Here is an 8,819-nt window from a genome sequence, read left to right on the forward strand (position 1 = left end):
GTCCTCGCCAGCGCGGCGGGTGAAGGACTGCGAGTAGGCCGCCGAGCGGGCGCTCCCGACGGTGGGTGGCGCGATCTCGCGGCCTTGCTCATCGTAGGCCCTGCGTGGGTTGCGCCTCACCGCCTCACCCTCTCTTTTCCGGATGCCCGCCGCCTGCAATCGCCACAGCACAGGCCCGGGCACGATACCGCGTCGAACCCAGTCTGCGAAAGCCTCCGGGGTATGGCAGCCGCAGTACGCGGCCGCTTGGTCGCGAGTGGGCCCGCGAGGCAGCATCCCGATGGGGAGCTTGGTCATGTGATGCTCCGGGCTGATTGACCGGAGGTGGGTAGGGTTAGCTCTCGGATGTGGGCCGTGCAGCTTTCCTGAACCACTCGAGGCCGCAATCAGGTCGTCGGCCGCGGCTTTGCGCGCCTGGCAGCCGGCCTGGTTGGAGCTGGCTGCGGTGAGGTTATGATTTTCTGCAGCAAGAGATGTGCTGCCTCCTTTGCGATAGATCCTGATGCCGCAGCATGCGGCCTCAGGTATCCATCAGGTGGAGCCGGGCCGCCTGATGCTGGATTGTGCGAGATTTCCTTCGGCGGCAGCCGGCACAGCTCGCGCATCCGCTCGATCGCGGCGAGCGTGGTGAAGTCCTTCCCGGCGATACGTTCGATGGAAAGGCGCCCCTTGGCGGCCTCTCGGCGAAGGCTTGCGGCCGTCATCCCGCCTGCCGGAAAGGCGAGGCGAGCGGCATCGGCCAGCCGGAGCGGAGCATCGTCAGAGATCTGAGACCTTGCCAGAGGCTCCTTGGTGGGAGGCTTGGTCATGTGTTGCTCCGAGCTACGTTGAGGAGAGCGACAGAAGGGGACGATCCAAGTGGATGCCCGCCCTGTCGCAGCCCCTCCCATGCCGCATTCGATGATGCGTGGGTCGACGGCCTTCAGTCGTCCACGCGGCAGCTTCGACGCGGCACCCGATCGCCGACGCCACATCTTCCATTGGTCCAAGCCGTCAACAGGACCTGGAGCCAGCGAGTTAGGCCGGAGCCGTGTCGCCGAGGAGTGCTCCGCTTCCAGCCGACCTCCCGGCCAGGGTAGCGGCAGTGAGAGAGATGACGGACAAGATCGCGACGTAGCCGCCTATCAGCCAGGACTGGCCGTATGTCGCGATCAGCCATTGCGCGATGGTGGCGGCAAATGCCCCGCCAAGGATCGATCCGAGGGCGTAGCCCATCGATACCCCGGAATACCGCACGTGAGCCGGGAACATGTCGGCATAGAGCGCGGCCTGAGGTCCGTAGGAAAGTCCGAGGGGGATCGTGAGCAGGAAGGCGGCGAGGAAGAACAGCAGGATGCCGCCGCCATCAAGCAGGAACCACATCGGAATGGCATAAAGCGCCATGGCAACGTAGCCGAGCTGGAACGTGCGCACATTTCCGATGCGGTCGCCCAGGTAGCCACCGAGCAGCGTGAAGGCGAGCCAGCCGAAAGAGGCCAGGGTGCAGGCGATGAGCACGCTGTTGGCCGGCAGGCCGAGAACACGCTGCCCGTAGCTGATCAGGAACGCGATCAGCAGGTAGCCGGCCGCATTGTTGGCCACGAAGATGAGCGCCGCGAGCAGGACCTTTCCGGCGTGGTGCCGGAACAGGATCGACAGGGGAGCCGATGCCTCGCGGCGGCGCTGGCGCAACGCCTCAAAAACCGGCGATTCCTCGACACTCCGGCGGATGACGAAGCCGACGACGATCAGCACGATGGAGAACAGGAACGGCAGGCGCCAGCCCCAAGCCATGAACTGCTCGCGGCTCATTGACGTCGTCACGATGAGCAGCGTCGCAGTCGCGACGATCATGCCGACAGGCGTTCCGACCTGTGGGAAAGCACCGAAGAGGCTGCGACGATGGACGGGGGCATGCTCCACCGCCATCAGAGCCGCCCCGCCCCACTCCCCACCGGCGGAGAAGCCCTGCAGGATGCGCAGCACGATCAGGAAGACCGGGGCCCAAGCACCGATCTGCGCGTAGGTCGGCAGCAGTCCGATGAGCGCAGTGGCCGCACCCATCAACACCAGGGTCATGACGAGGGTAGCTTTGCGGCCGAACCGGTCGCCGAGGTGGCCACAAACCAATGCGCCGAGGGGCCGAAAGAGGAAGGCAACGCCAATGGTGGCGAAGGACAAGATCTGCGCCAAAGCCGGATTGTCCTGCGCTATCGGGCCGAGGAAGAGCGGACCGAGGACGAGGCCTGCTGCTTGCGCGTAGACGAAGTAGTCGTACCACTCGATGCCCGTGCCTACGAGCGTGGCTGCAAGTACCTTTCGCTCTTCCTGGGTGACAGCGCTCGCTGGCACGCTGGATAAATTTTCGATTGTGGCCATAACACCCTCCCTGTCGCACCGCTCTTGGGGCGGCGTCGCGTTGGACTGAGTTATGGCAAGCTGAGATCACCTAAGCCAGAGCACGCTTCGCGGCGCAGGCCAGGCATACTGTTCCGGCATGCGGGTCGCCGCGTGCCAGGTAGCTCACCGTTGCCTCCAAGCTCGTTGGAAGCAGCGACCGCTTGCCCCGCATGCACCGCAGCTGCATCTCACCAGCTCGCTGGACGTCCCTGGTCGGAGAGCGGGTCTGCCGTCGGAATTCGCGCCCCAACGTGTTGCGCTGGTGTTGCGTGGAGCAACCTACGCCACGCCGTAACCCGTTGTAAAACCTGCACCCGTGTTGCAGGCAATCGCAACACGTTTCGACAGACTATCGGACACGAAAAAGCCCGCTAAGTCGTTGACCAAGCGGGCTAAACGGGTGGTAGCGGAGGAGGGATTTGAACCCCCGACACAAGGATTATGATCTGAGCTGAAAGCCCCCTACCCTGCTGATTGGACAGAGCTATTTTCCAGCTGTGCTAGGAGCGCGCTAGATCGCCTTCCCAGGCCTTCGAGGGCGCAGCCGCCGAGTAGTCAGGTCGACGCGAGCGCTGCTGGTGATTTCCGTTAAACGGAAGCGCCAATGATGGAGGGGGGTGTCGTAGGTAACCTTTAATGCTCGATTCCGGCCGTGCGCCAGGAGCCGACTTGGGGTCGGCGAGCGCCGAACCGCCGCTCTCGACCCCAAAAATCCGTTCGGTTTGCTACCGATTGTGATGCTGCTCGCTGCGAGCCCTCGACATCTCCCTGCGCCCGCAGCTCATGGCAGCAGCAAAGCCTCGGAGAGGGTCGCTGCTGACGTCCGCGTTGATCAGCCGCCCGTGCTCGCCACCGGATTAGCTAGGTGGCCCAGTCTTCCGGGTAGCGCTTGATGATGGGCCCAAACGCTGGATCTCAGGCTGCTCGGACCGTTGCGAGAAAACGCCCAACCTCGGCAGCAAGGTGTTCGGACTGGTGCGATAGCTCTGAAGCTGCCCCGAGAACCTGACGAGCAGCTGCACCCGTCTCTTCAGCCGCACTGGCCACACCAGCGATGTTGCCCGTCACAGCGGTGGTGCCCATCGCAGCCTGTGCCACGTTGCGCACGATCTCATGCGTGGCCGCACCCTGCTCCTCCACCGCTGCAGCGATGGTGGTGCTCACCCTGCTGATCTCCCGGATGCGCACGGCAATCGAGCTGATGGTCGACACAGCTTGACCAGTGGAGCCTTGTATCCGGGCGATCTGACATGCGATCTCTTCAGTAGCCCGCGCCGTCTGCCTGGCCAACGCCTTTACCTCACTGGCGACGACAGCAAACCCTCGACCGGCCTCGCCAGCGCGTGCCGCCTCGATTGTGGCGTTCAAGGCTAGCAGGTTGGTCTGCCCGGCGATTGTTGAAATCATCGTGACCACATCGCCGATCTTGGCCACCGCCCCGCTGAGTTCCTGCACGAGTTCGGTCGTCTGAGCCGCCTCGTCCACCGCATCCTGGGCGAGCTGAGCCGAGCCGTTGACCTGCCGGCCGATCTCCTGAACGGACGAACCGAGTTCTTCGGCCGCCGCCGCGACCGTACTGACGTTGGAGGCCGCGTCTTCTGCAGCCGCCGCCACGCTGTTGGACTGGCTCGCCGTCTCGTTGGCTGTGGCCGTCATGGTTTTGGCGGTGGCCTGCAACTCTGTCGCTGCGGAAGAGACCATGCCGATGATGCTGCCGACCGCGGCCTCGAAGCCGTCGGCCATCTGCCGCATGCCCGCCTTACGTTGCTCCTCGGCAGCAAGGCGCGCCTGTGCGGTCTCTTCCTCCAATGTACGCGTGCGGATCAGGTTGTCCTTGAACACCCGAACCGCACTGATCATACGCGCGATCTCGTCGGCTCGTGTAGACCGCGGCACCGAACGAGCGAGATCGCCTGAGGCGAGCCCTTCCATGACCTCGGTCAGAGCGCGAAGCGGACGCGTAACCCCCCGTCCGATTAGCATCGCCAGAACAGCGAGGACACAGGCCACAACGGCGGCACTGCCAAACAGCCGGATCAAAGTCGGTTGCAGTTGAGATGCCGTATCGTCGGCGTAGATGCCCGATCCAATGATCCAGCCCCAGGGTGCGAAGCCCTGCACGTATGAGATCTTGGCAACTGGGATATCGGCGCCGGGCTTCGACCACATGTAGGGAACGAAGCCGCCGCCCGACCGCTTCACCTGCGCGACTATCTCGGAGAAAAGCTGTTTCCCGTTCGGATCGGTCATCGCGCCGACGTCACGGCCGATCAGCTCCGCTTTGGGGTGGAAGACCATGCGCGGCTGCATGTCTTGGATCCAGAAATACTCTGTACCCGCGTAGTGCAGCTCCCGAACCGCCGCGATGGCGGCCCGCTGCGCGGCGTCACGGCTCATGCGGCCTGAGCGCTCCTCCCCCTCGAAATACCCGAGCATGCTGTGGGCGGTCTCAACGAGGTTGCGCGTCTGGATCTCGCGTGCGTCGGTAACGGCCCGCGAGAGATCCCAAGCGGCTAAGCCAATGAGCAGGGTCATGCCGACCAGAGCAGTCACAGTGATGAGCTGGATGCGGTTGCCAATGCGGGAGATCATGGATGCCTGTCATGGTTCGCCCCGCGTCGGATCGGGGCCTGCTGCGACAGGCGGACGCCATCATGCGGCTCGATCCTGTCAGATCAAGAACGCAGCACCCGGCGTAAGGCTGATTGCAAGCACAGAATTATCGGCGTCAGGCTTAATCATTAGTAAATGAGCGAAATTTCAATGTCGATCTAGGCGCACCTCGAAAATCCTCGAATTATATTAGCGGGCATCTGGAGTTGTGCGGCATGTATTCATTAGGTGCGCAAGGCCGGGTCAGCGCATCCGTGGCCAAGCAAACGATCGCTCCGTTGCGCACGTCGACTGCCGTCAGCCGGACAAGTCCGTCCGCATCGAACGCGTGACGGTGGCGGAATGCACGCGCCCGATAGGCAGCGGCTCAGCCGGCAAGCGCCGCCTCGTGCGAGGTGTCCTGTTGATGTTCCCGGAGCCAGGACGCGAACGTGCTGATCTCCAGCGGGCGGGCGAAGTGATAGCCCTGCGCTTCGTCGCAGGCCATTCCCCGGAGCTGGTCGGCTGCCGCGGCTGTCTCGATGCCCTCCGCGACCACCCGGTAGCCGAGTTCGTGCGAGAGGCTGATCATCGAGCGGACCAGCGACTGCTCCCGCTCACCGTCCCCAAGCTTGCGCACGAAACTCTGATCGATCTTCACGACGTGAGCCGGGATGTTTTGGAGATAGGCGAGGCTGCTATAGCCGGTGCCAAAATCGTCGATGGCCAAACGGATGCCCGCTGCGGCAAGCGCTTCTAGCTGACGCCGCGCCTGTTCGGCATCCTGCATGATCGCACTCTCGGTCACCTCTAGTTCCAGCCGCTCCGGAGCAAGGCCGTGGCGCCGGAGAGCGGCCTCGACCGAGCCGCTGAAGGTCGCCTCGTGGAGATTGGCAGCCGAGACGTTGACCGACATGACGAGCCTGTGCCCGTCTTCTTGCCAGCGGCGTGCCTGTGCGACCGCTCGGTCCAGGACGAAAGCGGTCATGGCTTGTGCATTGGGCGAGTGTTCGATGACGGGCACGAACTCGCCGGGGGCTACAGGGCCCAGGAACGGATGGTCCCAGCGCAGTAGCGCCTCCGCCCCGACGCATCGCCCCGTAGACAAGTCGATGCGCGGCTGGAAGACGAGGCGCAACTGGTTGTCAGCCCGGAGGGCAGGACCAAAATCCTGGAGCAGCCGGTACCGGCGCTTGTAGGCTTCGTCGGCCGCGGACGAGTAGACGCCGACGAGATCAGACGACGCGCGCGCGTCCTGGACTGCGCTGTAGAGGGAGCGCAGCACGTCCTGCGGTGCCATCTCGGACGGCTTGAACACGCTCACACCGATGGCACTGGTCAGGAGCATGCCGGTCATCGAACGCTGGCGTGCCGAGCGATGCCCGTCGGTCAGTCGATGAACGTAGTCGTCCTGCTCGACGTCCGGGGCTGCCAGGAAGGCGAACTGCGTGGCCGCCGTGTGGTAGACCCTACGATCCATGCCTACGAGCCGCCGCAATTCCCGAGCGGCATCTCGCACCAGATCGTCGACGCGATCTGGGCCCATGACGCGGGAGTAAGCGCTGATCTGCTCGGGTCGAGCGAGATCTACGAGCACGGCGAGCCTCGTCTCGTGCGGATGCTCGGCTGCAAGATCGGCCAAGTCGTCCAGGAACTGGTTCCGGGTGGGCAACCCACTCAAGGGGTCAACCCGGCCGAAAGCGTGCTGCAACTCGATTTGCGCCATGACAATGGCGGCTAGATCCTTAAGGGCGGTCATCTCGAAAGCGGCGATCGTGCGCGGTTCGGTTCCCAGCACGCACAGGGCACCGAGACCGTAGCCCTCGCGTGTAACCAGCGGCGCGCCGGCATAGAAGCGGATGCCGGAGCGACCGAGCAGGCTTTCGGCGTAGCAGGCATCCTGCGCGAAATCGGGGATGACCAGAACGTCGGAGCTCTCGGCCACCTGCGCGCATGGCGCCTTGTCGCGTGGGATGGAATGGTGGTCGACGCCGACACGCGACTTGAACCATTGCCGATCACGATCTGTCAGCGATACCGCGGCGATGGGCAGGTTGAAGATCTGGCTGGCCATCCGCGTGATGCGGTCGAAGCTCTCGCTCGGCGGCGTGTCGAGGAGGTTGAGGGTCTGAAGAGCATTCAAACGCTCTTCTTCGAGACGCTCGCGGCAAGGGGTTCCAGACATCGGGCGACCGCTATCCTCCGCGAGGAGAAGCAGTGGGCAGTGCTCCGCTCACTCCAGGCCTCAACTCGAGGGTCCTCACCTGCCCCGTTAGACCTTACCAGTCCCTGCCCAGGTGGTGGCAATCGCAACCGGATCTCAAGATATCGTCAGCGAATAATGAACGGGCAAAATCTAAGCCTGCTTCTCGACGGCACGAACGAATAGCCTTGGCGGTAACCCGAGATACCACGCGTCCGCTACCCCGGTGCAAATGCGCCGTGCAGGCCTCGCGCAATCCCTGGCCTATTCACGGTACCGTGTCGACGCACTGGATTGGGGACAGGGCGGCGGCACAGCCCAGCCACGAGCACCTCGTATCGCTGCGGCGGCCAAACGATCCTTGAGGACCGGAGATTTATATCTCCTTCACGCTAAATCTTATGCTTCGCTTTAAACGACCTTGTTAGATCAGCATGCACGTACCGCTCTGCCCTTGTTGTTTCGATATGCCTCTCACATTCAACCCGCTTCGGAAGATTCGCATCGCGACGGGGCGAGATCTTTGGATATATACGGTCCGGACCACTTCATTCTGCATCAGCGTTGCACTCGCACTAGATATCATTCAACAGCTTGTCTTCTTTCAGGACTGGCCATCTGCTTTCCGTTCGTGGGTGATCACTGTTCTTGTCGTAGTCGTCGTTGCAGCACCGGCCACGCGCGCAATCGGCAAAGCGCATCTCACGCTCTTTCAGGCTAGCCAGACCGACCCGTTAACCGGGTTGTTGAACCGCCGAGCCCTGCTCGAAGGGGTGGAAGATCGTTCGACGCTAATGGCACTGCTGATCGTCGATATCGATCACTTCAAATCGGTCAACGACCGGCACGGCCATCTCGTGGGCGATCACGTCATTCGTGCCGTTGCCGACATCATGCAGCGCGAGCTCGGCGCGATCGGTCGGATCGGCCGTCTTGGAGGCGAAGAGTTCGCGTTGATCTCCAATGACTGCGATGAGGACGGCCTGCTTCGCCAGCTCGAAATCTTCCGGGAAACGATAGCCCGGACGGCGGTCCATGTCGGCTCGACGATCGTATCGATCACGATCTCGGCCGGGGTTGCGACACGCAGACCGAACCAGTCGTTTCAGGCGCTGTATGTCGAGGCCGATCAGGCGCTCTACCGCGCCAAGACCGCCGGCCGTAACCGCATTGTGGTCGCTCCCCCTCAGACCTTCCCTTTTCAGGCTGGAACGAGCCTGCCACTGACCTCGGCAAGCTAACCTACGGCCGAGTTCGGCGACACCTTGTCCAGGGCAGTCGGGCTCTGCTTCCCACCTCCAAATCAGACGGTCCCTCGCAACCAGCGAACGGCTCCCCACTCCATCAGGTCTCTCGATGGCGGCGGATCGGGGGTCCGATTGGGGCCACATCCGGCTGGGCCCACGAGGGACGCTCCTGGCAAAGCTGCCCCACGAGAGCTGAAGGTGTCGTGCTGGGCTCAGAATGCCTGAGGACTGCCGGATCGACGCAGCAGCGCCCTTACATCTGGCAGGCCATCGAACACGCTGCACGACGCTCCTGGCGCTTGAGCGCTAACCGCCCTACCCTTCGCTGGGCATGGGGCGAACTGACCCCTTGTGATGCTGCTCGCTGCGAGCCCTCGACATCTCCGTGCGCTCGCCAC

The 8,819-nt window shown here is 63.3% G+C and carries 5 protein-coding genes; 1 reads left to right on the plus strand and 4 read right to left on the minus strand.

Annotated features, from left to right (window positions below; genetic code table 11):
* Positions 1-386: 386 nt before the first annotated feature.
* The 4 genes from MFF64_RS35970 to MFF64_RS35985 form a co-directional block, all read right to left on the minus strand.
* Positions 387-809 carry an excisionase gene (locus tag MFF64_RS35970; protein ID WP_238193793.1) on the minus strand — a complete coding sequence of 141 codons (423 nt, stop codon included), beginning with the start codon at positions 807-809 and terminating at the stop codon, positions 387-389.
* A gap of 208 nt (positions 810-1,017) precedes the next feature.
* Entirely contained in the window at positions 1,018-2,358 is a 1,341-nt protein-coding gene (locus tag MFF64_RS35975) for an MFS transporter (protein WP_238193794.1), read from the minus strand.
* Between the two features lie 936 nt (positions 2,359-3,294).
* Entirely contained in the window at positions 3,295-4,971 is a 1,677-nt protein-coding gene (locus MFF64_RS35980) for a methyl-accepting chemotaxis protein (protein WP_238193796.1), read from the minus strand.
* A 388-nt stretch (positions 4,972-5,359) separates the two neighbouring features.
* Positions 5,360-7,156, minus strand: coding sequence for a putative bifunctional diguanylate cyclase/phosphodiesterase (locus tag MFF64_RS35985; RefSeq protein ID WP_238193798.1), 1,797 nt, complete (start codon positions 7,154-7,156; stop codon positions 5,360-5,362).
* A gap of 452 nt (positions 7,157-7,608) precedes the next feature.
* Between MFF64_RS35985 and MFF64_RS35990 the strand changes: the two genes are divergently transcribed.
* A complete protein-coding gene (locus MFF64_RS35990; RefSeq protein ID WP_238193800.1) occupies positions 7,609-8,415 on the plus strand; it encodes a GGDEF domain-containing protein in 807 nt (268 codons plus the stop codon).
* The last annotated feature ends 404 nt before the right edge of the window (positions 8,416-8,819 follow it).

Source organism: Methylobacterium frigidaeris (genome assembly GCF_022179185.1).
Lineage (GTDB): Bacteria > Pseudomonadota > Alphaproteobacteria > Rhizobiales > Beijerinckiaceae > Methylobacterium > Methylobacterium frigidaeris.

What these genes read in the sequence shown, in the direction of transcription:
- MFF64_RS35970 (WP_238193793.1), bottom strand. Translation starts at nt 809, where the DNA reads ATGACCAAGCCTCCCACCAAGGAGCCTCTGGCAAGGTCTCAGATCTCT.
- MFF64_RS35975 (WP_238193794.1), bottom strand. Translation starts at nt 2,358, where the DNA reads ATGGCCACAATCGAAAATTTATCCAGCGTGCCAGCGAGCGCTGTCACC.
- MFF64_RS35980 (WP_238193796.1), bottom strand. Translation starts at nt 4,971, where the DNA reads ATGATCTCCCGCATTGGCAACCGCATCCAGCTCATCACTGTGACTGCT.
- MFF64_RS35985 (WP_238193798.1), bottom strand. Translation starts at nt 7,156, where the DNA reads ATGTCTGGAACCCCTTGCCGCGAGCGTCTCGAAGAAGAGCGTTTGAAT.
- MFF64_RS35990 (WP_238193800.1), top strand. Translation starts at nt 7,609, where the DNA reads ATGCACGTACCGCTCTGCCCTTGTTGTTTCGATATGCCTCTCACATTC.